The sequence below is a fragment of the Paenibacillus sp. Mc5Re-14 genome, assembly GCF_001049835.1.
Lineage (GTDB): Bacteria > Bacillota > Bacilli > Paenibacillales > Paenibacillaceae > Paenibacillus > Paenibacillus polymyxa_C.
This window is the reverse complement of the sequence record NZ_CVPD01000001.1, coordinates 4,355,984-4,381,492: the sequence shown is the minus strand read 5'-3', so window position 1 is coordinate 4,381,492 and position 25,509 is coordinate 4,355,984. Positions and strand designations below refer to the sequence as shown.

The window sequence follows — 25,509 nt, the reverse complement described above, 5'->3', positions numbered from 1 at the left end:
CGGTCCTCCTTTCTAGAATAAGGCATATTCGTCGTTCAGCTTGCGGATGATATAGTTCACGGTCATGATCAGTACAAATCCGAACAAGGATTGGTACACGCCTGCCGCCGAAGCCATACCCACATCAAAAGTCACTTTCAAGGAACGATACACATAAGTGTCCAAAATATCTGTCGTATTGTACAGCACTCCGTTATTACCAATTAACTGATAGAATAGATCAAATTGTCCTTTCATAATACTACCCAGCGCAAATAACAACAGCACAACGAATGTTGACTTGAGCATAGGAACGGTAATGTACCAGATTCGTTGAAAAATGTTAGCTCCGTCTATTTTAGCTGCCTCATAATATTCGTCACTGATCCCTGTAATCGCTGCTAGGTAGATTACCATACTGTAGCCGAGATTTTTCCACAAATAGAACAGGATAATCAAGAAAATCCACACCCATGGTTTGTTATACACATCCACGCGTTCACCGCCGAATTGCAGCAGCAGCGTGTTCAGAAAACCATTATCATAATTAAATATGTTATACACGATGACACTTAGAATAACGAAAGAAACAAAATATGGAAGAAACATCACAGATTGAGTGATCTTTTTAAAGTAGCGACCTCGCAACTCATTCAGTAAAATGGCAAGGACAATCGCTAACACGTTGCCGAGTAAGATAAAAGCCGCGTTGTATCCAACCGTATTCAATGTCAATTTTGTCAGCGTGCCGGATTGCCATAGAAAGCGAAAATTCTGGAGTCCGACGAACTGGGCCTCAAAAAGGCTGGTATTGAAGTCGAACTGGGTAAATGCATAATAGATGCCGACCATAGGAATGTATGAATTTATGAAGAAAAAGATTAAAGTGGGCAACAACATCAGAAATAATATTCGATTGCGGATCAGTTCATAGAAGAAACCGTGTTTCCTACCTGTTCCCAGCCTACCGTTCAAGCGGGAATCCGTCGTAAGCATTGCAGAATTTTTGGGCATAGGCTGATTCAATGTGAGTCACTCCCCCTCTATATACATTACCGACTGCAAGGTTTGTAGCATCGCCGCCGTATAACTATATATTATGTAAGCGCATTCAAAATGAAAAGTGAAGCCTCTCATGCTTCATGAACAAAGGAGTGTCTAGAGGAGTGAACAATTCGGATATTTGTGAAGTTTTGTGTAATAAGAGGCGCCTGATCGACGCCTTAAGCCTATTATAAAGCACATTTGGACAATCTGCTCTATTCCTTTTGTCCACCCTGAAAAGTGGTTTCATCTTGTTTCACATGAAATCCAATTTTCTTGGCCTGCTCCAGCAACTCAGCAGCATTATCCTGCGGCTTATATCCGATTCGTTCTTCCAAGTAGCCAATATCATAATAATTATCCGTATTGGCTGATGTCCCATACAAATTAAGATAATTCATCTCTGAAGGGGCCTCGATACAGCAGACGGTCAGATGGATCATATCGCGCTCAGAGATCCAAATATGAGCAGCGCGCTCCGAATGCGGTCGATCATCCCCAGGAAAATTACCGATGCGGATATTAATTGAAGATATTTTGCCCTGATCGGCATATAGCCGTCCTAGCAGTTCAATGTAGCACTTACTCAATCCATAAAAACTATCTGGTCGGTAGGGATCTTCTACATCTATGGTTTCGCCTACTCTATAAAACCCCGTGGCATGATTGGAACTGGCAAAAATAATGCGTTTTACCCCATTTTTAACCGCAGCTTCATACAGCTTATAAGCTCCGCTTACATTGCCAGACAGCACTTTGCCGAGAAAGTCCCCTTCATCCTTAATCCATGCAAAATGTAGTACCGTATCCACTCCGTGTGTAAGCTCAGCCAATCTTGCAGCATCATGTATATCCAGTTCGACAATCCCTGCTTCTTCATCCCTCCTTACATCTGCGGCGGTTATTTTATATCTTCCTTCCGCTTTTAGCCCTTCATAGAGTACTTTCCCAATTGTGCCCGCCGCTCCTGTAATCAACAATTTCCGTGCCATCGTCCGCATCTCCCTTCTTCTTTGACAGTGTGCCGTCATCCATAGCTTAACCAACTACCTAGAGAGGGAACCTTGTACCGTCATTCACTGCATTCTGTCACCTATAAAAAAGGACCCTGCTACCTGAGCAGAGTCCTTACTTGTTGCTTTTTTTAAGATATTAATTTCAAGCTTGCCGTACTACCCTCACTCTGCGATTAACCAGATAAATGCTAAAGCCGATTAATACCAGACCGATTAGCAGAAAAGCCGTAATCGATTCGTGAAGCAGCATAGAACTGACAAATACTGAAATCACAGGCACCAAAAACGTATAGGAAGCGACCTTACTGGCATCCCCCGAATTGACCAGCGTGAAATACAGCAGCCAGGATAGTGAAATTCCCAGCACAGTCCCGAACACCAGTCCTGACACATATGGAACATTCCATACGATGTCTGACCAGCTTTCCGTTACCGATCCAGCTCCTGTCAACACGATGCCTCCAAGTGTACATTGAAATGCGACCAGCCACAACGAATCCACACGCTTGTTAACCTTTTTCACATACACGGTTCCTAACGCCCAGCTCACCGCTGTAATAATGGCAATAATTACACCTGCAATAGCCACATGTCCTGAAAAGCCTCCGATACTGACAGCTGCCACGCCCAGAAATCCAATGATCAATCCAATCACTTTGAGCTTGGACATTGCTTCCCCCAGCCACATCCATGCAAAAATGCCAACCAGCACAGGCTGAAGATATACCAGCACAGAGAACAGACCTGATGGAACGTACATGAGCCCCACGGTTTGCAAGCCATAAAACAGAACTACGTTAAAAATACCTGAAATAGCATACACCCGCCAATTTTCTTTCCAGCGAATGCGATTCCATCTCGGTGCTAAAATCGCTCCCAATAGCAGGCCACCCAACAGTGTGCGTAGTCCTGCAAACAAAAGGGGAGGCGTGAATTCCAGTGCAACTTTATAGATGGGCCAAGAAATGCCCCACAATACGACCAGTAGCGCGATCATCATTATCCGCTTGGCTGTCGTTAACTCTCCCATGATGCACTCGCTCCTCTATGAAAAAAATCACTAGACTTTATATATTACGCCTACAGCATAACTTTATCAACAGAGGAATCCAGTCATTTGCCTATGTTACAATGTATCCAATAGATAAAGCTTATAAGGATAGGAGGTTATCAGCACTTGATTTATTTCATCAAATTTCTATACAGCTTCGTGCTTCCTCCCGGTTTGTTTATCCTCGTGATGGCAGGGCTTGTAATCTGGCTATGGAAACGGGCGCGTAAACCTGCTGTCGTACTGCTCCTTGTTACATTGCTGCTGTATGTTTCATCGACTAATTTGGCTGGAGATTTGTTAATCCGTAGTCTGGAAAAGCAGTACCCGCAGCCCCGTACTGTTCAAGGCGATGTTATTGTCGTACTTGGGGGCGGAGCTACAGAGGGAACTCCCGACATCAACGGGCAAGGTAATCTGCTAGGTTCTGCAGCCAACCGACTGCTCACTGCGGCCAGACTGTATGAAGCAACAGGTCTACCTATTCTTTTTTCCGGTGGACAAGTGTTTGGAGACAGTGGTAATGAAGCGAATATTGCGCAGAGGCAGCTATTAGGACTCGGTATTCCGGCAAAGGATATCTTCATCGAAAATCGTTCCTTGAATACACAGCAAAATGCCGTATATACCTCCAAAATCCTAAAACAGCACCAGCTCACAAAACCTATTCTGGTGACCTCCGCATTCCATATGCCACGTGCTGCACTGGAATTTCAGCGCGCAGGTATGCAAACTACAGCTTATCCAACCGACTATCTGGCAAGTGAAAAATTGTCACTGTATGCTGCCAAGCTCTCACCGTCTGCTGGGGCCATATCTACAACCGGGACAGCCCTCAAAGAATATTTGGGAATTTTGGCATTAAAGCTTAAATAATGTTGATACACAGGTGTAAAACGGACACAGCACAAACAAGCGTCTTGCGCCCACAGTTTATAAGCTAGTAAGCGATCAAGACGCTTGATCTACCATTACATATTCTAATGCAAGAAAATTTCCGATATTTGTTCTTCTGAAATAACTTTAAAGCCTTCCCTTTTTAACAAAGCCGAGGTTACCCCGTTGCCTGCGATTTTACGGTTTTCGAATGCCCCATTATAGATCGCTGCCGACCCACAGGATGGACTATTTTCTTTTAAAACAATAAGTGACGCGTTAACCTCTCTGGCTATATGCAGAGCTTCGTACGCACCTCTAATGTAAATATCACTGACATCATTGCCTGAAAACTCGATCACCTTAGCTGTGCCACTCAGCACATCCTCCCCTGTCCCTCCAACAATCTCAGCAGGCTCTCTCGGCGTCATAAAGCCCCCAAGTAGCTCAGGGCAGATCGTCATTGCCTTTTTTTCCTCTACCAACTTCTGAATATGTACATGCAGGCTATCCGTCCCGTTATATCGAACCTTTAGGCCTGCCAAACATGAACTTACCAGAATCACTAGTCCCACCTCATATTCATTGCTTTCATATTAAGTAATTAAAGTATAAACAAATTTTCTCAAAGAGTCATCGTGCGAAAATTTAGACTCGCCACTACGTCCGCGCTCCGTCAGGATATTCGTCCAGCTGATTCATAATCATAATCCTGTATTCAAATCTCGTTGCCTTCCTTTCAGTCCCTATAGGATCATGGAGTGATACGTCTTTGCGTGTTTTTTTCAGAGATTGCAAATGCATCAGGATCTCATTTTCTATACAACGAGCTGCAAATATTGCTAACTTGGTGCCTTTCCCATTCTGAAAGCTTTTAATGACCTAGATCAGTCCGATGGTACCGATGGATATAAGATCCTTCAAATCTTCGCCGGTGTTATCGAATTTAAGGAAGGCGGAACGTTTAACTCATCCAAAATAATCTGATAAAAACAAGCCTGAGGCGCATATTGGGTAGCACTCCGGCTTATTTTTATATGTTGAGGTTCATCCTGCTCGTAAGTAAAATAAATTCACTCTTGCTATAAGTCATAATTTTAGATATATTATTAATTAAATAATCAATCATTTAATTAATGAAAGTTTAGTTTAAAGAAAGGGGAATACATTTGGCAAGACCCATCAATGAAGAAAAAAGACTGGAGCGGCGTAAACGTATCCTAGAAGAAGCTGTTGTCCTGTTCGCAGAAAGTGGATATTCTAATACCACAATGGCTATCATTGCGCAGAGTGTGGGAGTGACTCCTGGAACCATTTTTCAATATTTTCCTAGCAAAGAAGCTTTATTCTACGCCGCAGTCCTTGAGCCGCTTGCTGATATTCAGGTGAAATCGCTTGCTTGTCTAAAAAAAGAAGGGACACCAGGCGTATTGATTAAGAGCATGGTGGCAGAACAATTCAACCATATCTACTCCTATATAAATGAATTGCGGCTTGTTCAATCTGTCTTAGGACAACGAATAAGATTCCCTGAACTTACACAGAAGGTCCTTGAAAGTGTAAAGGTAATGACAGATGCGATCGAATGCATCTATGCCAAGGGACAGTTAATGGGAGAATTCAACAAATGCTTTTCTCCAGCAATGATCTCTCGTGCCTATATCTCTTTCTTAAATGGAGTGGGCTTAACTCTTGGAGAAAGTATTATTCAGCATCCGGAGTGGGAAAATCTGAAGGAGCATGCCTTTTATTTGTTCGCACCCATACAACCTAAAGAAAAACCGGAGGAGTCTGAATGAGTCAAACATCATTACAACCCGATCTGACATTTAACGTTCGTGTGAAAAAACGGAAGAAAATTTTATGGAGCCTAGGAATCGTGCTTCTGCTTGTAATGGCTCTTGTATTTTTTATATCTTATAAAGTAGTAGACACCTTGTTGCACCATCCTAGAGACACTAATGTCAGCTACGAATTGAATATCGATAAAACACCCTACGAAGAGATCGAGTTCAAGAGTTTGAAAAATGATAATACGATTAGAGGTACATTCTTTCCTGCAAGTGGTCTTTCTGGTAAACCAAGTGATAAGACGATTGTTGTCGTCCATGGATATACGAGCAATCGTTTAGTCAAAGGGCGGACCCAAAAGTTAGTAGAGCATTTCGTTCCGAAAGGCTACAATGTATTGGCATTTGACCTCAGCTCGCAAGGTAAATCCGATGGTGACTTGATTACACTGGGCCTCAATGAAAAATACGATTTGCTAGGAGCTGTAAGCTACTTAAAATCCAGAGACCATACGGGTGATAACATTGGAGTTATCGGCTTTTCAATGGGTGCTGCTACTTCTCTGCTAGCCGCAAGTGAAAGTGATGACATCAAAGCCGTAATTGCGGATAGTCCTTTTCGTAATGCTGGTCTATTTCTGAGAGAGGGTTTGCCCTACTTTTCAGGTCTACCTGCATTTCCATTCAGTTATACATCGACATGGATGGCAAATTGGGTCTTTAAGGTTGATCTTGATTCCATATCTCCTATGAATGCGGTAAAAAAGATGCAAGACAAGCCAGTTATGCTCATTCATGGTACTGGAGATCAGCAAATCAGTTATAAAAATACAGAAATTATTTACGAGTCCTTAAAAGATAACCCAAAAGCAGAAGTATGGTACCCGCAAAATACGGAGCACATCGATGCCATCAACCATTACCCCACTGAATATTTCAAAAGAGTAGATCGCTTTTTGGATGAGTATGTAGGAAAATAAATTCAATCCAAGAGAGCCGACTAGCGAAAAAGCTTGTCCTGACGAAGTAAAAATACCCAATAATATCAAGCATTTTTAGCCTGTAGTGCAGAAAACCACTACAGGCTTTTATTTGCGTTTTAAATGAAAATACATAGCAAAATAGCTATTATTTAAGCGAAAAAAAACGGTAGTACGAGTACAGAGCATGTTGATAAAGACAAAAGACAAGTGTATGCTGTTTGCTGGTCACGAGAAGATCCTTTTTGGAGATCATTTGAATAAAGACTCGGAATTGAATAAATGAACTAGAAAACAACGCGTTCTCTACAAGAGCAACGCGGCTTCAAATATCTCCTTATCCATTATCCCTTCTGCTTGTAAAATTCATGGTACAACTTCATCAGCGCGCGCTTTTCAATTCGTGACACATACGAGCGTGAAATTCCCAGTTCTCGTGCAATTTCCCTCTGTGTTCGTTCTTCTCCTCCAGCTTCCAGACCAAATCGGCCAATCACCACTTCTTTTTCACGGTCATCTAAAATATCCAGATTGCGATAGATTTTGCTCTTCTCGATTTTGAGCTGTACCTTATCTACAATATCGTCCGCCTCGGAACCAAGGATATCAATTAAAGTAATCTCGTTGCCTTCCTTGTCAGTCCCTATAGGATCGTGGAGAGATACGTCTTTGCGTGTCTTTTTCAGGGACCTTAAATGCATCAGAATCTCATTTTCTATACAACGGGCTGCAAATGTTGCCAGTTTTGTTCCTTTTCCGGTCTGAAAGCTTTCAATAGCTTTGATCAGTCCAATGGTGCCGATGGATATAAGATCCTCCAAATCTTCGCCGGTGTTATCGAATTTTTTTACAATATGGGCCACCAGCCTTAGGTTATGTTCAATAAGTGTGTTACGGGAATGTGCGTTGCCTTCGGCAAACAGCTTTAGGTGTCGAGCTTCCTCTTTCTCAGTCAATGGCTGCGGAAAGGCGTTGTTTTTCACGTAGGAAACGAGTAGCGTCAATTCCTTGATGAACAGAGCGATAGCACTAAATAGTCCGGGCACGGATGACACCTCCTGAGGTAGTTGCGAACTTACCGGCCTTTGTTACTTACCGGGCTTACGGTCTGTTTATTGTATGTAGGCAGGTGCCCATCCGTGCCTGTACTCCGAAAACTGCTCCGTAACAATTTGCCGGATATCTTTCTGGAGCAATCTCCAATACTTAATTTGAAACTTAGAGATCTCTTCGACACAAATCAACGCACTCCTATAGCCAGAGGGAAACACGGGATAGCTTTACATTATTCATCACTTGATTTCCCCATTTTCTTTCAGTAGAGTATTAACTTTTTTCTAAATATGACAATGGAAGTGGGGAATAGACTATCGTATCTCCATCCTCATCTCGTTTTAAAATAATAGCAAACTCAGCACCATTACTCTCATCGCCTCTTGGCAACGGGAAGATCATAGCGGGACAACGCAACTCATAATTATAAGGAGATTCTTTTCGAAAATCCTCTAAAGCATAATTCAGAATTGCATCTATTTTATCGGTAAGCACATGAAATCCACCTATTACAAAATCATTGGACTCTTGGGAAGCGGTATACTTCTCAAATAACTGGGTCTTGTATTCCTCAACAGTGCTAAAACAAACTTCCCAATCCAAAGGGAATACGCCATTTGCCAAATAATAAGTGTATATTTTCATATTCTATACATTCTCCTTCTCGCACCTAAAATAGTTATTTATATTGTTTCTCTCAATCTTTTTCGATATAAATTAGCCAGCCTTTAGAATGAGCTTGTTAAAGACCCGAAAATAGCACCCTTTTCTTATTTCCTCTTATATCGTTTGAATTTTTAATTATGTAGGTTCTTATCCCGTCCATTGCTAGTATAGTTCATGAAATAACTAGTTGCTATTATAATGCTTGGCCACTCATTTATGATTATGCCTTTTTTTAATTAAGGAATACATTCATTGAGAGTTTCATACAAACAAAATCCAGATAGTTATTCGTTTTCCATGGAACCTGTCGTTATAGCTGAAGATAACGTTTCAACGAATGGAGATACCAAAAATACTTTTCCGAAAAATGTTTTGATCGATAATAATCTCTATTGGGAGAGCAGCTTAAGTGGTAAAGGTGGGGAAATCATCTTCAAATTAGATACGGGAAAAACGATCAATGATATCCTCTTAGCCCAGCCACCTTCTCGCGCTTTTATACTTTCGTTTTCGTTTCATGGCTCGAGTGACGGAGAAAACTGGTATAGGTTAGGACAAGTCGAGGCTGTACCAAGCACTGCAAAAATAACCTATCAGTTTAGTAATGAAATTCCTTTTTCATATTATAAAATAGCTGTACTTTCCTCTGAATTGAATAATACAACCACCTATTATGGTATCCGATACATTCAACTAAGAACCGCGCTAATCAATGGCGTTCCTGCCTACAGAGCGTCCAATATAAATCCCGCTATTACGGAATAAGCCAGTACAAAATACAAAAAGGGGGCTGGACAACGCCCCTATGAGTAATGGCTATACTTGAGACAAAAGTTATTCTTACATTCCTAAAATTTCTAGTTATAAGTGATACTTTCTTGCTTTATAACTGAGACTTATCCTCCAACAATAACATAATCACACCCTAATATGATCACTCGTCATTCTATAACTGTGAAGAGAAATGAGAACCAGTAGATTCCTTTTAGCTACTGGTTCTACCTGAACCGCAACAGCGACACAACATCCGTTTGATTAAACTGTATGCGATCTGCCCGGCTAAAAAAGTCTCAGACATATACCAAAAAAAGTATAGCCAAATTCGTCTCATGTATTACCGTAACTCATACCTGCGTCAATATGCCGGAAGTGTATTCAATAAGATATCCTTTTTCACGAGCATATTTGATTGTGTTTCTAATCCGACGCTGAAACTCCATTGGTGATTTAACCTTTCCGATATGAATTTCTATCGTATTATCCCACCGAAAATAGCCGTAAATATTCGTCCCTTTACCAGGAACTCGTAGCCACCAGACTATTCGTGTTAGAGCTAAGCAATACAAGAAGAATGCCATAATGTCGATTGACAACCATGAAACCGGTGCATGACCTAAATACAAGAATAATCCAACGAGAAAACTAAATATAAAACTTATGCAAACAGTTTCAAGCGAACGCCCTTGATAAAGCCTGAAGCAAAATTTGTATCTCTTAAACATTTCATCCCACCAATCCTTAAATCTCTGCAGTTGTCTCCATGCCGTGGATTTTCCACCATTTGATCACAGTAACCGCTGACTCCCCAAGATCCTGTAAGTCAGTAACGTGTACAGCATGACAACATTCAAGCTTTTACCCGGACTAGATGCCCCTCATGGATCGAAATCCATTCGTGCCGAGAGGAGTGAATTCTAATCGGGCTATCTTTCTCAAATGACCACTCGTATCTCCCTGGTATCCAGCCGTCCCCAAATTTAACCTCCATGTAGCTACCCGCTTGGATCGGCTTACCGGCAACAAAATGCCGCAGGCCATTGCTGCTGCCTTTGTGTCCAAGTGTAATCAGATCTTCAATCATTCCATCTTTTTTCGGCCGCGGAGTCATCGGGTCCTTCTCCCCAACCCACTTCCTGACTTTCAGTTCCAGCCCAGGGATCGGTTCTATCCAATCCGCATCCTAATAATATGTTCCGGTGTGATTCCGAAGTTATCCGCTGTAAATAGTATTCTAAGCTGACTAAAAGAGGGCACTGTCACAATTTCCTCTCCTACTTCGGGGTACCGTCGTAAGATTAAATCGGACCACACTTCAGATACAAATTCATCGTTGCTTTTCAATTCAAATCGTGGCAGATGACTAATAAACTCGGATCGCTTTTTGCCAACTGCCTCTGCATCTTCTTGCTTCCGGGATGCGTAAGGGTAGAGCAGATACATACCAAAATGATATAGATGAATATCTATCTTATTGTCCATGAGCTCGTCCATCAGGTACTTGAGCATTATGAGACGGTCAGGTTTCTTTTCGGCATTCAAAAAGATATCATATCTGTGTCTCAGGTTTCGAAAGAATCTTTCCGGGTATTGGTATACATATAAAAAATCCCCCTTTTCAAGTCCTCAATTATTGGCATACATATCGACCTGCACCCTGCTGCAGGCTGGCCACTTCCCCAATCGATCAAAAACCTTAATTTCAAATCCCGATTCATTTCTCCATACTTCAAACCGGATGTTCTCCTCTACCGCCGGCCCTCCAATTGTAACTTGATCTCCTATCAGCATACCTTCAAGATTAGCTTTTCGACTTAGGCTTAGTTTCATAAAACTCATCCTTTCCTTATTAATTAAGTCCAACTGATCGACTCCACAGCCCGTAGCAGTTATTCAATCAATCTTTACTTGTTGCAGGTGTAAGGCTTTTGCCGAAGCCCAACCGCCGATAATAAATTGACATCGGACAATTTGTCCGATATAATCAAAACAAAACGGACAAACTGTCCGAATTTATAATATGAAGGGTGAAACTGGGATGTATATCAAAAAGTTGTATTTTTTAACTGTAGGTGAATGTTTCCTAGATCAATCGGCAGTTAATCGAACCCTTGCCCCCGGGAAATTAGTCGGAATGCCTGTGTGGTCTTTTCTATTGGAAACGACCAGCGGGCCGATACTCATCGATACGGGAATGCCCGACGCTTTTATCAACAATCCCGATTACTACAAGGGGACTAGACGTGAAGGGCGCGTCGTCCCCAACATGTCTGACGGCGACTCGATCGTAAATGTGTTAAAGCGTGTCGGTTATCGACCTGACGATATTCAAATGGTCATTAGCTCCCATTTACACTTGGATCATTCTGGGGGAAACGGGCATTTCCGCAATACGCCGATCATTATTCAAAGGGCAGAGTATGATGCGGCCATAAACAATGAGGATTACTCTCCATTAGAGTGCAGGCTGCCCGATTTACAATATCAAATCATTGAGGGTGACCATGAATTGATTCCGGGGGTTCAAATTTTATTCACTCCGGGTCATTCCCCTGGCCATCAATCAGTCCTTGTCACAACGGAAAAGTCGGGTCCAGTGCTACTGACAATTGATGTTGCTTATACTCGGGAGAACTTCGAGAATAGCGTACCGTTCTTGACATTCGATCAAGAGATGGCTGCCAAATCGATTACTCGCATGCAGGAGTTAATTCAGGATGTTCGGCCGTCCTATGTTTTCTTGGGACACGATAGAGATCAGGCGCAAAAATGCCGCACCTTTCCTGACTTCCTGTAATGGAGGGACAGGCTATGGATACTCAATCAATGGCTTTATCCGGCAATGAGCGGAAATTAATGGGGACACTTTGCTTGCTCATTATTTTCGGAAACATCAATATGACCATGTTTAATTTGTCTATACCTTCGATTTCCGCTGACTTTGCCCTGACCTCCTCGCAGGTGAGCTGGGTTATGGTCGGTTACAGCATTTTGATGGCTATCGGCGCTGGTACTTACGGCAAGTTAACGGAGTCCTTTTCCTTTCGCCAGCTGTATGTCATTGGTTTAATCCTTTTAGCTTTCGGCTCTATGATCGGCTTTTTTGCAACTTCATACTTGCAAGTCATCATTGGAAGACTGCTGCAGGCAGCAGGGGCCTCATCCATCTCTCCCCTGTCTTATGCGGCAGTAACCCTGTATTTTAAGCCTACAGTCAAGGGACGGGTGCTGGGAACCTTATCCGCCACAATTGCCTTTGCTTCTGGCTTCGGGCCTGTGTTCGGCGGTTTCGTGGAGCAATACTTTGGTTGGCGTGCTTTGTTCATCGTGTCCAGTCTGAGCCTATTTGTTATCCCTTTGATATTCAAGTATGTTCCTGACAAGAAACACGACCGCGGTTCATTCGATTTTCTCGGAGCTGTTTTGTTCTCCGCGGGACTGGCGTTGGTGTTGCTAGGGGTTACGAACTATTGGTTTATGCTCATTGCAGGAGCAGCAGTTCTTCTATGGTTCGGTACTCATATTCAGAAAAAAGAACATCCATTTATCGATGCATCTTTCATGAAAAATGCTCCTTACCGACGAATTCTAGGGATTGGATTCCTTACCTTCGTATGCAACACGGGGTTAACCTTTACTCTTCCTGTCATGATGAAGAATTCCTTTCATTTACCAACTAGTAAAATCGGTCTGCTGATGCTTCCCGGTGCCGCCTGTGCAGCCTTGCTCGGATCCCGGATCGGAGGTTGGACAGATCGTTTCGGAAGCTCCCGCGTGCTTGTCATATCGCAAAGTCTCGTCATCAGCGGATTTATACTACTGGGGGTATCCGTACATTTGCCGCCATGGATCGACGCTTTATTGATCATTATCCTTATGATTGGATTCAACGGTGTCCTCACCTCTAGCAGCAATTTAGTTTCGACGACACTCCGTTCGGCTGAGCTGGGTGTGGGGATGGGTATTTTCACACTGGCCTATCTCCTAGGCGGAGCATTCGGCCCTGCGCTGGTCGGCCGACTGATTGATCTAAAAATGCCTTTTTTTGTTGTTTATTTTACCATTTCCCTGTTGGCAATCCTGACATACTTATTCGCAAGAAAAGCAAATCCTAGCGGAAGCTATGGTAATTAGTTTGGTAGACTTACGACATGTCCGAAAGATATGGAGGATGAATAGATGAGTAAATTAAATTTCCAACTTTCCTTTGCTGCTATTCATGAGCTGGCCGAGGGGATTCGAACAAGGAAAATATCCCCGGTAGAGATTACAGAACATGCGCTTCACCGCATCGAACGTTTGAATCCGAAACTGAACGTTTTCGTTACCCAAACGTCCGAACTGGCGATTGAACAAGCGAAGCAATCGGAACGCGATATTATGCATGGTCGGTACAAAGGGCCCCTTCACGGGATTCCCATCGTTCATAAGGATCTATATTACACTAAAGGGATCCGAACAACTGCCGGTTCAAAAATATTGAACAGCTTCGTCCCCGATTACGATTCGACGGTTGCAGCTAAGCTACATGAGGCTGGAACAGTTCTGCTAGGCAAAGTACAGACTCACGAGTTCGCTGCGGGATTGACAACAACTAGCCCGCACTTCGGTCCTTGCCTCAATCCGTGGAACACTGAACTTGTAACGGGAGGTTCAAGCGGCGGTTCGGCTTCTGCTTTAGCGGCTGGACTTACTTATCTGGGCACAGGCTCGGATACCGGAGGTTCGATCCGCATACCCGCTGCTTTGTGCGGTGTCGTAGGGATGAAGCCGACGTATGGTCGGGTCAGTCGGTATGGTATCATTCCAATGGCCTGGTCATTGGACCACCCGGGTCCGTTGACCCGCTGTGTCATGGATGCGTCCCTGTGCTTGGATGTGATGTCTGGCTTCGATCCAAAGGATGAATCGACTGTCGATCTGCCTGCGCCAGGTATCAAGATGTATCCGAATGGTCTCAGGGGTGTGCGTATCGGATTGCCGACAAGCTACTATTACGAGGATTTGATGCCGGAAGTGGAAGCTGCGATGAAGGCCGCTATCAATAAATTCCGAAAACTGGGAGCAGAAATCATCGAAGTTAGCCTGCCCCTGATCAAACATGTTAGAAGTGCGACGATGGCCATTATGATGACGGAAATGTACTCGTACCACGAGAAGTGGCTTGAGACAGAACTGGAACAGTATGGACCGGACGTCCGAATGTTTCTTGAAAGCAGTAGAGATATTCCGGCTTCCATTTACCTTCAGTCTCAGCGGGCCCGGCAACTAATTGTCAATGATTTTTTGAATGCATTGTCCGGAATCGACATCTTGTTGACGCCAGCAACACCGATCACTGCGCCGCGTGCAGATGATGATGCTAGTGTATTCAGATTGAACTCATTTACGGTTCCGACCAATTTGACTGGCTTGCCTAGCCTGAGCATGCCTTGCGGCTTCTCACCTTCCGATCTGCCGATTAATATGCAATTGATTGGCCGCCCCTTCGAAGAAGCGACAGTACTAGGTATCGGCAATACTTATGAAATGAATACAGACTGGCACAAGAGACATCCGGATTTGTAAGCCTGACTATATTTGATGGAGGGTAATCTATGGATCAAAAGCAACTTAACTCTGAAGTTAGCAGGAAAGCATCAACCGAAACCGGAACAGATACGACGAGCGACAAGAAAAAAGCATACGAGCAGTTTATTCCTACGATCGCAAGTTTAAAGGAACTGGACCTATCGGGCATTGAGCCGCATTTGCCTCCAATTTACAAAAAGCACTATACCAAGAAATAAAAAAAAGCTCATCGGTCACCCAAATGAATGTATTTTTAATTTTTCACGAAATGTATTATAATTATGAAGACGGACAACATGTCCTATACACGAAAAACGGACATATTGTCCGTTTTTCGTGTTAAATAACAGTTAAATTAATGATGAAGGGAGATGTTTATGGTGAATTCAGAATCGCAATCTGTCTCTCTGAAAATTCCCAGAGAGGAGTTAAACCGAAGACGAATTTTGGCGGCGGCTAGAGAACTTTTCATCAAAAACGGTGTTTACAATGTCAATATGCATCAGATTGCGAAGACTGCTGGAGTAGGACAAGCAAGCCTATACCGCCGCTACTCGGATAAGGGCGACATATGTCAGGAGATCGCGTATGAAGAATACCAACCTTTGTTTGATGAAGTTCAAGCATTTCTTGATCAATCCCCAGAAACCGCTGCCTTGGACCGGCTTTACCATGTAATCGTAAGATATGTCTCTTTTTTAGAAGCGAAAGTTCCTTGGCTCTGTGAGGTCAGCCGGGCCTCAACCGGGCATCGTCCGTTACAATCTCCGTTATGTCAATGGATGCGCAATATAAGCAGAAATCTGCTAAATGAGGCCGTTGAACAGGGAGACGTATCCGGGGTGGACATTTCATATACTATTGAAGCCCTGCTGGCCGTGCTTCACAATATCGATTACCATCTCCAAGATGAAGGCTTTACAAGCCAACGAGTTCTTGATGGATTACACCGCATATTTATTGAAGGTTTAAGAGCTAATAGACATTAATTGAGGGGCTGGCCACAAAGCCACATAACATGGATGAGGGATAGTCCTGCGTAACTCCTCTTTTTATCTCATTATGGTATATTGAATGTACAAAGAAACCATATCCTTTCAAATGGTCGGGTGGTACCTCCATTTTACCCAGGAACGGTTTCTTATTGTTTTACAATTGGAGAATAGGACGTCCCTAGTCATTTTTATGACTTATGGGACAACCCTTTTTTTCTGCCAATGGCTGCTATGCGAGTTGAAGAGATTTGTACAGCACTTGGGGATTTTATTAAAATTTAGTCTATCTTTCTCCTTACGGATATACAGTAATACTTCGGGCACAGATTTATATAAAGTATGGTAAGATACCCCCGTGTATTCTAATACTGTACAAACTGTTATCCTTTGGAGCAAATCGGAAATCACGAAGTCTACATCAGCCTTATATTTATTGATTCTTTCCTGTCTTAGTTTCTCTTTAGTTTCTTCTATTTTTGAAGTTATTTTATTGTTTAATTCGTTATAATTCGTGATTATATTGCTATAAGACATCCCTAAAAATGTGACTACATCCCTTAATGTAATTTGTTCATGATCGTGTGTTTTGATGTACTCATTTGCAAGTGACCAAAGATATTTTTCCTTTAACTTTTTCTTATTGTGGTTTTGCTTTCTAATTGCTTTAGAGATTCTATTACCCAGTCCGTACTCCCAAGGCAGAAAATGGAATTTTTAGATATCGAGCAATTGCCTTATGAGATATTTTAAGATTTTCATACACAAATGTTTGAAGAGCTTTCTCCAATTGATCTACAAGTTCAGCACTGTTATAATTCTGACGTTCTATTGTTTTCCTTTGATAATGTTCTTTATTCAAATAGGGCATTAAATATAAAATACCGTTGCACAGAAGGATCAAATAAATAATAGTAGAACGTTAATATTCCAACCTAAAATCGCTCTTGAGTTCTGTAGTAATCCGAGTTTACCCTCCCAATTTAAATGCCCTCTAAAAATCTGTACCAAATCACTACTACATGTTCTGGTTGGACCGAATTTTTTAGATAACTCCCTTGACAAAAGCTTATTTTTATTTAAATATCCCATGATCTTGTACACAGTATTATTGGACCTTCCTAGTCGACGTGCTATTTCACTCACCGATTGTGTATTCTTTAGAATCTCCCGTGTTCTCTTAATCATACCAACCCAGTCATTAATTGATTTCCACATGTTATCTGAGGTATCAATCCCGTATTCCATCCAACATACTGTACAGAGGGAATGCCTATTATATTTCTGACCTTGTACCATATGTTAGCATATATAGAATATATATAGTAAATAGAAACACAAAAAAACCAATAGAAACAAGGGGTTTTGTTTCTATTGGTTTAAAAATGTCTCAAACATATACCCAAAAATGTCTCAGTTATCAACCAAATCAGTCTCAATTATTACCGTTACTCACAGCCCCCCTCCCTAATTTTGATTATTTCATTTGAAGCATATTATAAATCATCTCAGCAGCTTCCGCACGCGTAACTTTCTGTTTGGCACGGAAGCTGCCATCTGGATATCCTTGCACTAAATTAATCTCGGTTAGGCCAAGTACATCCTTCCTGGCCCACTCTACGATTTGAGAGGAATCTGAGTATACACTGCTTTCTTGCTGTGGTGTTGCCTTGATAATGTTATTCACCATTTTAGCGGCCTGCTCCCGGTTTATGACCCGATCTGGACCAAACACTTTGCTGCTAAAACCTCGAGCGACTTGATCCTTAATTGCTGTTTTGAGTAGATCAACGTACCACGCCGATGGATTAATATCCTCGAATTCTAGAGCCATATCCGTTTCGAGCGGTAATTTTAGAGAACGAACAAGCATCGAAGTGAATTCCATACGTGTTACAGGTCTGTTTGGTTCAAAAAGCGTGCTGGATGCCCCCTTCACTACGCCCAAATCGGCAAGCGCATTTATTTTCTCTCTATTAAATACCCGCTCGATGTCACTAAAATGATTTGGCTTCGTCTCGATTGTTAAGCCTTGAAAGAACTCTGTTTTTGTTTCTGTCGGCTCCTCTACAACAGTCTGAATCGGTTTTGCACTCCCTGCGCCTCCTGCTCCACCACCTGTATCCACAGTGTTCCCTGTAGTTTTGCCGTTTGCTTGTTTTGCCTCCGTGCGTTTTCCTTGACTATTTTCTGCCCAAAGTTGAACGGTATACAATTGCTTCTCTCTCAGTTGTCTCCAGATAAAACCTCGATCCTTGCCACGATATAGCTCAGTTCCTTCTTCACTGGCGAGGACGAAAATATCATTTTCATGTTCTGACTCCCAATGGATGATAAATTCTCTATTGGTTGTTTCTATCTTGGAAAACGCAAATGCTGAAGACGGTAGCGTCTCCACCTCACCTTCTGCCCGCTTACCTTCACCGCTTGTGTTCACTGGCTTAACAGTAATACGATACAATGTAGAACTGTCTAAACCGTCTACTTTAAACTCATGAGCAATCGTATGACCAATAAGCATCTCATTTTTATAGACATTATAAGCATCTGCACCTGGAGCTTCTTGCCACGTAATAAGCAGATCGGTATCCGTTACGCTTTTAACAACCAAGCTACGATCTGCTATTTGACCTGGCAGCGCGCGATACGTAAGAGGAGTTATGTCGCCTTCCCCCGTTGTATTCATCGCCTGTATACCAAACGAGTAAATTATACCGGGCTGGATGTCTGAAAGTATAATATAAGCCTTTCTAGTGTTAAAAATTTCTCCTGTATCTTTGCGGATTACAGCATATTGTGAAGAGCTCTTGATTTCATCCCAGGTCAGCGAGATCTTTCCATTCCCAAGTTCCGTGACTTTTACATTTTGTACCTGAGGCGGAAGTGTCAGCAGTTGACCCAACGCTGGCAGGCTGTAACCACCGCTGTTTCCACTGCTCACTTGAAAATCGTAGTTTTTCCCACCTGCTAAACCAGATACAACTACCCGTGGTTCCGTACTATAATAATTTTGACCGTTGATTGTTACCTTATATTGAGTTGCCCCATCAACCGGCGCCCATATCAATGTGACATCATGCTCGCGAACATCTACAGCTGCAAGTTGTATAGGTGAATTAGGTAGTGTTACTACGTTGATAGATGTATCCCGACCCGTACCACTTCGATTGTAAGCTCGAATGTTAATATTGGCAGATCTGCCTGCTGGCAAGCCCTCAAAAGTATATGAACGGATACCACGCGGAATCTGCACCTTTGGTTCATCGTTAACATTCAAGATGTACCCTTCAGCCCCCTGCACATCTTGCCACGCTACACCGACAGAATATACATCCTTGGTTACACTTGAAAGTGTAGTTACCCGATCTGGTAATGTCATAACGCCGAGATTAGCGTAGTCTCCAAATCCTGTTGCATTTTCGGCAGATATACGATAGCTATACTCCGTTCCTGCCTGAAGCTCAGTATCGGTAAATTCTGTATACACATCGTTATAAACCGAGACCTCGTCTCGCTCAAGGGCGTAGTAGGTGGCAGTGATTACAGAATTCCACTTCAAGTCGATTCCATCTTCTCTTACGGTTACATTTCGGAATCCGCTTGGGCTGTCTGGTAGACTTAAAAAAGATACATGCTTTGCTGCCCCCTCTCCCGTGTCGTTTATAGCGGATACAGAAACTTCGTAATACTTACCAGGCTCCATTCCCTTAATTGAGTTATACACATCCTGTGTAACCGTATCCTTAAATATGATTTCTCCCGTACTTGCGTCCGCTGCTGTAATACTATATTTATTAGCTGAAAATACTGGCGTAAAGTCGGCCATAATTTCTGCTGAATGACGAGAGACTGGTCGCAACTGGACGTGATCTGGGGCATCAGGTAACGTTAATACATGCACTCGATTGGAATACGCATTGCCACCTACATGATTACTACAACGCACTTCATACTCATATTCATGTCCTCCTAGTAGCCCTGTATCTGTAAAAGAATTGGTTGGATGGCTAACATTCCAAACCTCATTTGTTGTTAGATTCCGGACTGTATAGACATAACCATCGTTAAGACCAGAGGGTAGAATCCATTGCAAATCAACCTCTGTGTTGCGTACAGATGTTGCCGACAGTACAACCGACTGCGGTTGCCTTTGAATGCGAAGTTCACTGCTGACCGTTTCGTAGATGTTTCCTGCCTGGTCTTTTACCTTCGCATGGACATACCATTCACCTTCATTTGAAAGATCCAGCTGGACTATGGGATCGGCTGCAGTCTTCCAGTTTTCTGGTGAATCGGGACTGTTCGTGACTTTATACTGCATTGTCGATGGTTCAATCCCCGAATGCTGGTCAGCATATTGTATCTTCACGTCAATATGGGTATCCTTCCATTCACGCGAGTTGGGTGTCAGTTGGATGCTCGGCTGTTCCAAATCGATATAAGTTTTTGCAGTCACCGGAACGCTTCGATTTCCAGCTGCATCTACAGCCTGAGCAGTTACTTCTACAATCCCCGAACTATTTAATATTCCCGATGAACCAGGCACATAAGCGCCAGAGCCCAATTGATATTCATAATGTACGGCTGTAGTATCCGTTGCACCTGAGAGCGTAAATTGTACTGGCTTATTGATATATCGGGTAGGATTCGTTACCTCAGAAAACGCAACTTTCGGAGGGGTTGGTTTGGTACGATCAATCAGGACCGATTGAGTCACAATTGGACTAGACACATCAAGATTATTGATCGTCCGCGCTGATAGCTCATAACTCCCTTCTGCATTCAATGTAAAAGTGCTATTGTATGTCAGCCACTCCCCTGTTGGACTCAAACGATACTGCGTCATCTTAATTCCATTTGTAGAGTCACTCCCTGACTCAATGGTAATATTCACATCACGGTTTGTTGGACCTGTTTCGCTAGCCCGTATAAGAGGAGCCGTCGGCCCCTTTTTATCAATCGTGACTTCTTTGCTTACCTCCCGGCTCACATTACCGACGCTATCGATGGAACGAGCATATATCGTGCTTTTGCCGTCTTGATTCACATGAAACACTCCACCGTAATCCTGCCAATCCTGATTCACAACGCCGGTCAACCGAAATTGAGTATGAGCTAATCCAGAATAATCGTCTGCACCCGGTTGTAATGAAATGGCATATTCATTACTGTTTCCTGTTACGTCTATATTGGGGGGAGTGGGTGGCATCCTGTCTATCCGGACATTCGCGGAAGAAAGACCACTATACTGGTTATTCACATCCACTGAACGAGCATAAATTGTATTTACACCATGATCATAGACAGTGAAAGGCCCGATATATTGCTGAAATGCTCCTCCATTCAGGCTATATTCATAGTATTTTAATCCTTCAGGAGCTACATCTCCATCGATCCACACGGTTACATGCTCTTTGGTCCACCCTGTAACAGCCTGTCCCTCTGCACCTGCATGAATCTGGGGTGGTTTAGGCATCAAGTCTGATTTGGGAATAATACGGATTCCAAACCTGGATATTTCATTACTTGTCTGTTGACTAGTTCCCATCGCTCTGAAATATCGAACATCCCTTAATGTAATAGAGTCGGTGATATCTATCCATTTTCCCTGGTAATCGCTATTGGCATAGAATTTCGTTACATTAGTCCATGTATATAAATTCGTTCCGTTAGGTCTCCAACTGTCGCCTGCTGCGGCATTAGATGTATATATATCGGTATGATAAGACCCCTCAATGTAAACAAAAACCCTGTAATCAGAAGTCTTAATAGATCTTCCAATATCAATAAAACGATTTGTCGGCTGTGTAGTCCCATCACATTTATACCTTGCCGAGCCCATGCCAGTGTATACTTCCGTTGCTCCTATCCCACTTCCTGACCAAGAGCCCCAACTGTCGCCCCCACCCGGCAAATTGTTTTGGCAAAAAGGGCCTCCTATGATTTCTTGGGTAGCAGCTGATACCCTTTGCGGGAATATAGGAATGGTCATCAATAAGAGGAGTAAAGCCAGTGCTCCATACACCCATTTACTGTGCTTCCTAACCCTTCGTTTATTTTTTCGATACATATCACTTCTCCTTACTTTATTTTATTTTCAAAGATTTCTACGTACTCGCTTTGACTAAAATAGAAAAAGCACCCCAAACCAAGGCAATAATGCCTAAGTTTGAGGTGCTTCCTCAAGTTCACGAGTATGTTTTGAAGCTATTATACTTCGTTCCAAGCAGGATGTAAACAGAACAGCAAAATGAACTGTAATAAATTCTCGAATTTCTCATCTCAGCGATCGTTTTGAAGTTTTAATCAACCTGAACACCCAAGTTTCGAAAAAATCCCCGCATATTCTGCATGTAAGAGTCCTGAGCAGGAGAAGATTCCTTAAGAAGATTTTGCATACTGTTCATAAACGCGGAAGCTGAGGATGTATCCGCTTTGTCAAACCAATTCGTTAACTGTGGTTTATTTAACAGCTCTTCAGTCTGTTCTGTACGTTCCTTGTATTTATTAATCCAATAGGGGTTTTGAGGAACCTTTTGTGCAAAACTCAACAGCTGGCTTAATCCATTTCCTCCACCCTTAATGTCATTCATGAACGCAGTATATTTTTGAGGATCGACCTGTTTCATCACTTCCGACAGCTTGACGTAGTCCTCAGGGGCACCTATCGGACGATCCGTAGGAGTCGTGTAGCTAATATCTCCGGTCTCTGAATCAATGGTTCGTGTCAAGGCAATACCAGCTATCTGGTTCATGGTTTGCATAAATTCCTTGGCTTTATCGCCTTCCATGTAATGATCCGCAATATACTTGGACTGGGAAACTCCCATCTCCAGCAATACCGCGCGCTGCTTCTCATCCGTTACCGTTCCATCGACGATAAAATTGGATTGAATCATATTGTACACAGCATCGGATACTTCTTCCGGTTGGCCCTCCAAAACCCGGTTTAATGCATCGTTGATCTGAGTTGTGCCAAAATACTTGGCAGCATGTGACACGATATCCCCCTCAGCCAGCTTTCTGCCAGCTTCACTAATCTCCACAGAATCCTGAACGACGAACCTGGACACTTTTTCTTCATGTAGCTGGGGGGACGGAACTTGCTTGCTTGTCGGATTGATCCGTAAGCTACCAGAGCTAAGAACCGCTTGTTGTGCTTTAAGAGGTTCAAAATTCATTCAACTTCCTCCTGTCATGTTTGTAACAGGCAATCTAAGGCGTATGTACGATGTAATGTAACCCTGTTGCTATATATATCGGACAAAGCATATATGGAATGAATATATGCTTTGTCCTAAAAATGAACAATTTTTGAAGCAAGATCCTGACTCTGAATATAAATTGTTAAAATAAACAATCTGACGTTGTCATTGCTTTATAGACAGTACATCAACCACCATAAATGCTATAAGCAAAGTGATATACAATATCTGTAGCTGTAAGTGAAGTACCTGACACCTGGGCAGCTACACCTGAAAGATCATAGTAATGTGTAAAGCTTATGGGACCAGACAAGTATTCTGCAATACTTCCCGTAGAATGCGGCAGGGAAAGGGTCACACTAAAGGCTCCATTTTGATCCGTATAACCAGTACCTGTACGAGTTCGATTCCCGCTGCTTTCAGTCCAGTTCTGGTTCAACCATGTCACATTAACTGGTGCATTTGCTACTGGATAATTATCCGTTGTAGTAACAACACCCTTTACAGTCAGGCTGGTGTTTCCATTAACCCGATAATGGCGACCGTAAGAGTAGGATGGATAGTCATTCGGACCGTTTTTAGAGTCATAACCGTTAATTACAATTTTTCCAGCCCGAAGTACTGGTTTAAGTGTGAGTGCATATAAATGGTCGGGTGAATACTGGTTTGTGGTGTACACTCGCACATAGTAGGTTCCCGTATTCAAAGTGACATTATGATTGGTTTGCGGCAGAAGCGCCATTTGGTTGCCACTAAGAGCCCCATAAACTTCCGCTTTGTAACCGTAGCTTTCCGAAGTGCTGTCCAGTTTGACATTCAAACCATCATAATTGCGATTCGCAGGAATTGCGATTTGATACCAATCATTGTCAATTCCTGAATGAATGGAGCGTGAATTAAGGGTAGATCCCCCTGTACTAAATGTAAAGTTATAGGCATGAAAAGCACTCTCATCCGGTTCATAGGCATCATATTGGGAGTTTACATCCACGGTTAAATAGAAAGGATCATTTATGCTCGATCCCTTTTTGGAATGGACTGCAACTGCGTAAGCTTTCTCAGATCCGGTAGCATTGCGGCTTCCTACGTTTTCAGGAAGTGATGCCGATCCCTGTTCATACTTGTTAAAATAGGTTCCATAGGTGGAGGCGTCAATAGCATTGGGGTTGATATCCCCTGTTGTCATATCAAATTCGTACAAGTATAAGTCATAGTCAAGCTGCTCTGAAAATGGACCATCCAACTGTGCCTGCAACAATTCACCTGGCTTCACATAAATCGGATATAAAAACTGCGTGCCTCCCTCTTCCGTAATTGTACCTGAATACGTAGCAGAAGAAGCTGTGGCTGCCGTTGGACTAGCTTTCAGGGAAGGAAGGGTCTCCCTTTTCAAAGAGAATGTCTCTGGTGCTTTAAAATTGATATTTTCCTGCATGTTATAAACGGAGGATGTAATACCTTCAGGCTTGTCCACCCGGGTTAAACGCTCAATAACATCTTCGTTGTTCGTTGTTCGTTGTTCGTTGTTCGTTGTTAGCTGAAAACTGGAATCAGCTTCAATAGCTTGTTTCTCCTTGTTCAACTCTGTACCTTGACTCGCGTTTGCAGTCATCCCAAAAGCAAACAGGAGCATCAAGCTTAGCATAACTGAAATAGCCTTTCTGAACCTCTTCATACTGAAATCCCCTCTCAAATGGTTTAAGGAATTCCCGCTTTCCCCGGAGAAACCAGGGCAATTCTAGGCTGTTGTCTCTATCATAAAACATTCTTGGTTCTAATGGAATATATTGAGTAAATATTTTTTAGTCTTCATTCCCTAAAATAGAAACCCCTAGAGTCAATAGATTATATGATAATTCTGGGACAATAAACTTATTTTAGACACTATTTTACCATAAAAACCCTACCAATCTCTTGTTTATACGTTATAATAAATAGATATGGGTAGTACTTTTAGCCTATATCAGCGTCGAATTACCCATAAACATACATAAAAAAGGGGAATACAGATGAAAAAACTCACCGTATTTATGCTAGTATTGTGTTGCTTTTCAATTTTGTCAGCTTGCTCTACCGATCCAGTAAAAAAAGATTTAATTACCTATGTGAATGACGGAATGCTTCCGTTAGCACAAGATGAAAAAGCAGTAACTGAAAAATATGAATCCGTGACAGGGGATAACTTCACAGATGATGAAACACTATATAATACGTTACGAGATGATATTATCCCAGAATACACCAAATACCTGGATAAGGTTGAAGCAGTAAAGACGGAAACTCCTGAGGTACGAGCTGTCCACGAAACCTACATCAAGGCAGTTAGCACTCAAAAGGAAGCACTCATTACGATGGTCGATGCGTTGGAAAAAGGGGATCTGAACTTAATTAATGAGGGTAATACCAAGCTAAGCGAGGGTAAAAAGCTATTCAGAGATTTTGGTGAACAGGTTAACACACTTGCCAAAGAGCACGACGTGAAGATCAATAAGAAATAAATTTTAAAGCT

General features: G+C 42.5%; 22 protein-coding genes and 1 pseudogene. 10 read left to right on the top strand and 13 right to left on the bottom strand.

Annotated elements, in window-relative coordinates:
* Window positions 1–12 precede the first annotated feature (12 nt).
* The 3 genes from BN1546_RS20105 to BN1546_RS20095 form a co-directional block, all read right to left on the bottom strand.
* The gene (locus tag BN1546_RS20105; RefSeq protein WP_090738710.1) at window positions 13–1,005 is read right to left on the bottom strand and encodes an ABC transporter permease; all 993 of its coding nucleotides are present in this window, start codon (window positions 1,003–1,005) and stop codon (window positions 13–15) included.
* A 233-nt stretch (window positions 1,006–1,238) separates the two neighbouring features.
* Entirely contained in the window at window positions 1,239–2,015 is a 777-nt protein-coding gene (locus BN1546_RS20100; RefSeq protein ID WP_025675177.1) for an NAD-dependent epimerase/dehydratase family protein, read from the bottom strand.
* A gap of 166 nt (window positions 2,016–2,181) precedes the next feature.
* Complete coding sequence (locus BN1546_RS20095) at window positions 2,182–3,069, bottom strand: DMT family transporter (RefSeq protein ID WP_016821655.1); 888 nt, start codon at window positions 3,067–3,069, stop codon at window positions 2,182–2,184.
* Between the two features lie 147 nt (window positions 3,070–3,216).
* Here BN1546_RS20095 and BN1546_RS20090 point away from each other — a divergent pair, with 147 nt between their 5' ends.
* On the top strand, window positions 3,217–3,966 hold the full coding sequence (locus tag BN1546_RS20090) for a YdcF family protein (RefSeq protein ID WP_090738709.1): 750 nt from the start codon (window positions 3,217–3,219) through the stop codon (window positions 3,964–3,966).
* 104 nt (window positions 3,967–4,070) lie between these two features.
* Here BN1546_RS20090 and BN1546_RS20085 read toward each other — a convergent pair whose 3' ends face one another.
* Both BN1546_RS20085 and BN1546_RS20080 read right to left on the bottom strand, forming a co-directional pair.
* Window positions 4,071–4,532 (bottom strand): 2-thiouracil desulfurase family protein, encoded by a 462-nt coding sequence (locus tag BN1546_RS20085; protein ID WP_090738708.1) that lies wholly within the window; start codon window positions 4,530–4,532, stop codon window positions 4,071–4,073.
* Between the two features lie 166 nt (window positions 4,533–4,698).
* Window positions 4,699–4,914, bottom strand: a pseudogene (locus BN1546_RS20080) (sigma factor); the annotation flags it as partial.
* Between the two features lie 221 nt (window positions 4,915–5,135).
* Here BN1546_RS20080 and BN1546_RS20075 point away from each other — a divergent pair.
* On the top strand, window positions 5,136–5,765 hold the full coding sequence (locus tag BN1546_RS20075) for a TetR/AcrR family transcriptional regulator (protein ID WP_090738707.1): 630 nt from the start codon (window positions 5,136–5,138) through the stop codon (window positions 5,763–5,765).
* Window positions 5,762–6,736 (top strand): alpha/beta hydrolase, encoded by a 975-nt coding sequence (locus BN1546_RS20070; protein ID WP_031461833.1) that lies wholly within the window; start codon window positions 5,762–5,764, stop codon window positions 6,734–6,736. The genes BN1546_RS20075 and BN1546_RS20070 overlap by 4 nt, the downstream gene beginning before the upstream one ends.
* Window positions 6,737–7,080: 344 nt before the next feature.
* Here the strand turns inward: BN1546_RS20070 and sigK are convergent, their stop codons facing one another.
* The gene (sigK, locus tag BN1546_RS20065; protein WP_025365394.1) at window positions 7,081–7,782 is read right to left on the bottom strand and encodes an RNA polymerase sporulation sigma factor SigK; all 702 of its coding nucleotides are present in this window, start codon (window positions 7,780–7,782) and stop codon (window positions 7,081–7,083) included.
* Between the two features lie 280 nt (window positions 7,783–8,062).
* Window positions 8,063–8,434: a hypothetical protein gene (locus tag BN1546_RS20060; RefSeq protein WP_090738706.1), complete on the bottom strand. Its 372-nt coding sequence runs from the start codon at window positions 8,432–8,434 to the stop codon at window positions 8,063–8,065.
* A gap of 273 nt (window positions 8,435–8,707) precedes the next feature.
* Between BN1546_RS20060 and BN1546_RS20055 the strand changes: the two genes are divergently transcribed.
* Window positions 8,708–9,220, top strand: a complete 513-nt coding sequence (locus BN1546_RS20055; protein ID WP_240664061.1) for a discoidin domain-containing protein — start codon at window positions 8,708–8,710, stop codon at window positions 9,218–9,220.
* Between the two features lie 862 nt (window positions 9,221–10,082).
* Here BN1546_RS20055 and BN1546_RS27420 read toward each other — a convergent pair.
* The 3 genes from BN1546_RS27420 to BN1546_RS20040 all read right to left on the bottom strand — a co-directional run bounded on the left by BN1546_RS27420 (window position 10,083) and on the right by BN1546_RS20040 (window position 11,062).
* Window positions 10,083–10,343, bottom strand: a complete 261-nt coding sequence (locus tag BN1546_RS27420; RefSeq protein WP_176702313.1) for a hypothetical protein — start codon at window positions 10,341–10,343, stop codon at window positions 10,083–10,085.
* A gap of 56 nt (window positions 10,344–10,399) precedes the next feature.
* Window positions 10,400–10,714: a hypothetical protein gene (locus tag BN1546_RS20045; protein WP_013372230.1), complete on the bottom strand. Its 315-nt coding sequence runs from the start codon at window positions 10,712–10,714 to the stop codon at window positions 10,400–10,402.
* Window positions 10,715–10,858: 144 nt separating this feature from the next.
* Entirely contained in the window at window positions 10,859–11,062 is a 204-nt protein-coding gene (locus tag BN1546_RS20040) for a hypothetical protein (protein WP_049825384.1), read from the bottom strand.
* 208 nt (window positions 11,063–11,270) lie between these two features.
* Between BN1546_RS20040 and aiiA the strand changes: the two genes are divergently transcribed.
* The 5 genes from aiiA to BN1546_RS20015 all read left to right on the top strand — a co-directional run bounded on the left by aiiA (window position 11,271) and on the right by BN1546_RS20015 (window position 15,792).
* Window positions 11,271–12,029 (top strand): quorum-quenching N-acyl homoserine lactonase AiiA, encoded by a 759-nt coding sequence (gene aiiA / locus BN1546_RS20035; RefSeq protein ID WP_090738703.1) that lies wholly within the window; start codon window positions 11,271–11,273, stop codon window positions 12,027–12,029.
* A 14-nt stretch (window positions 12,030–12,043) separates the two neighbouring features.
* A complete protein-coding gene (locus BN1546_RS20030; protein ID WP_090738702.1) occupies window positions 12,044–13,366 on the top strand; it encodes an MFS transporter in 1,323 nt (440 codons plus the stop codon).
* Between the two features lie 45 nt (window positions 13,367–13,411).
* Window positions 13,412–14,800: an amidase gene (locus BN1546_RS20025; protein WP_090738701.1), complete on the top strand. Its 1,389-nt coding sequence runs from the start codon at window positions 13,412–13,414 to the stop codon at window positions 14,798–14,800.
* Between the two features lie 29 nt (window positions 14,801–14,829).
* A complete protein-coding gene (locus BN1546_RS20020; RefSeq protein ID WP_013372236.1) occupies window positions 14,830–15,021 on the top strand; it encodes a hypothetical protein in 192 nt (63 codons plus the stop codon).
* Window positions 15,022–15,180: 159 nt separating this feature from the next.
* Complete coding sequence (locus BN1546_RS20015) at window positions 15,181–15,792, top strand: TetR/AcrR family transcriptional regulator (RefSeq protein ID WP_013372237.1); 612 nt, start codon at window positions 15,181–15,183, stop codon at window positions 15,790–15,792.
* 1,480 nt (window positions 15,793–17,272) lie between these two features.
* On the opposite strand, the gene BN1546_RS20005 is transcribed toward BN1546_RS20015, so the two are convergent.
* From BN1546_RS20005 to BN1546_RS19995, 3 genes are all read right to left on the bottom strand, one after another.
* Window positions 17,273–21,865: an OmpL47-type beta-barrel domain-containing protein gene (locus BN1546_RS20005; RefSeq protein WP_090738699.1), complete on the bottom strand. Its 4,593-nt coding sequence runs from the start codon at window positions 21,863–21,865 to the stop codon at window positions 17,273–17,275.
* 232 nt (window positions 21,866–22,097) lie between these two features.
* A complete protein-coding gene (locus BN1546_RS20000) occupies window positions 22,098–22,976 on the bottom strand; it encodes a hypothetical protein (protein ID WP_090738698.1) in 879 nt (292 codons plus the stop codon).
* A gap of 211 nt (window positions 22,977–23,187) precedes the next feature.
* On the bottom strand, window positions 23,188–24,675 hold the full coding sequence (locus BN1546_RS19995; RefSeq protein ID WP_090738697.1) for an Ig-like domain-containing protein: 1,488 nt from the start codon (window positions 24,673–24,675) through the stop codon (window positions 23,188–23,190).
* Window positions 24,676–25,009: 334 nt separating this feature from the next.
* Between BN1546_RS19995 and BN1546_RS19990 the strand changes: the two genes are divergently transcribed.
* Window positions 25,010–25,498 carry a hypothetical protein gene (locus BN1546_RS19990; RefSeq protein ID WP_013372241.1) on the top strand — a complete coding sequence of 163 codons (489 nt, stop codon included), beginning with the start codon at window positions 25,010–25,012 and terminating at the stop codon, window positions 25,496–25,498.
* Window positions 25,499–25,509: the final 11 nt, after the last annotated feature.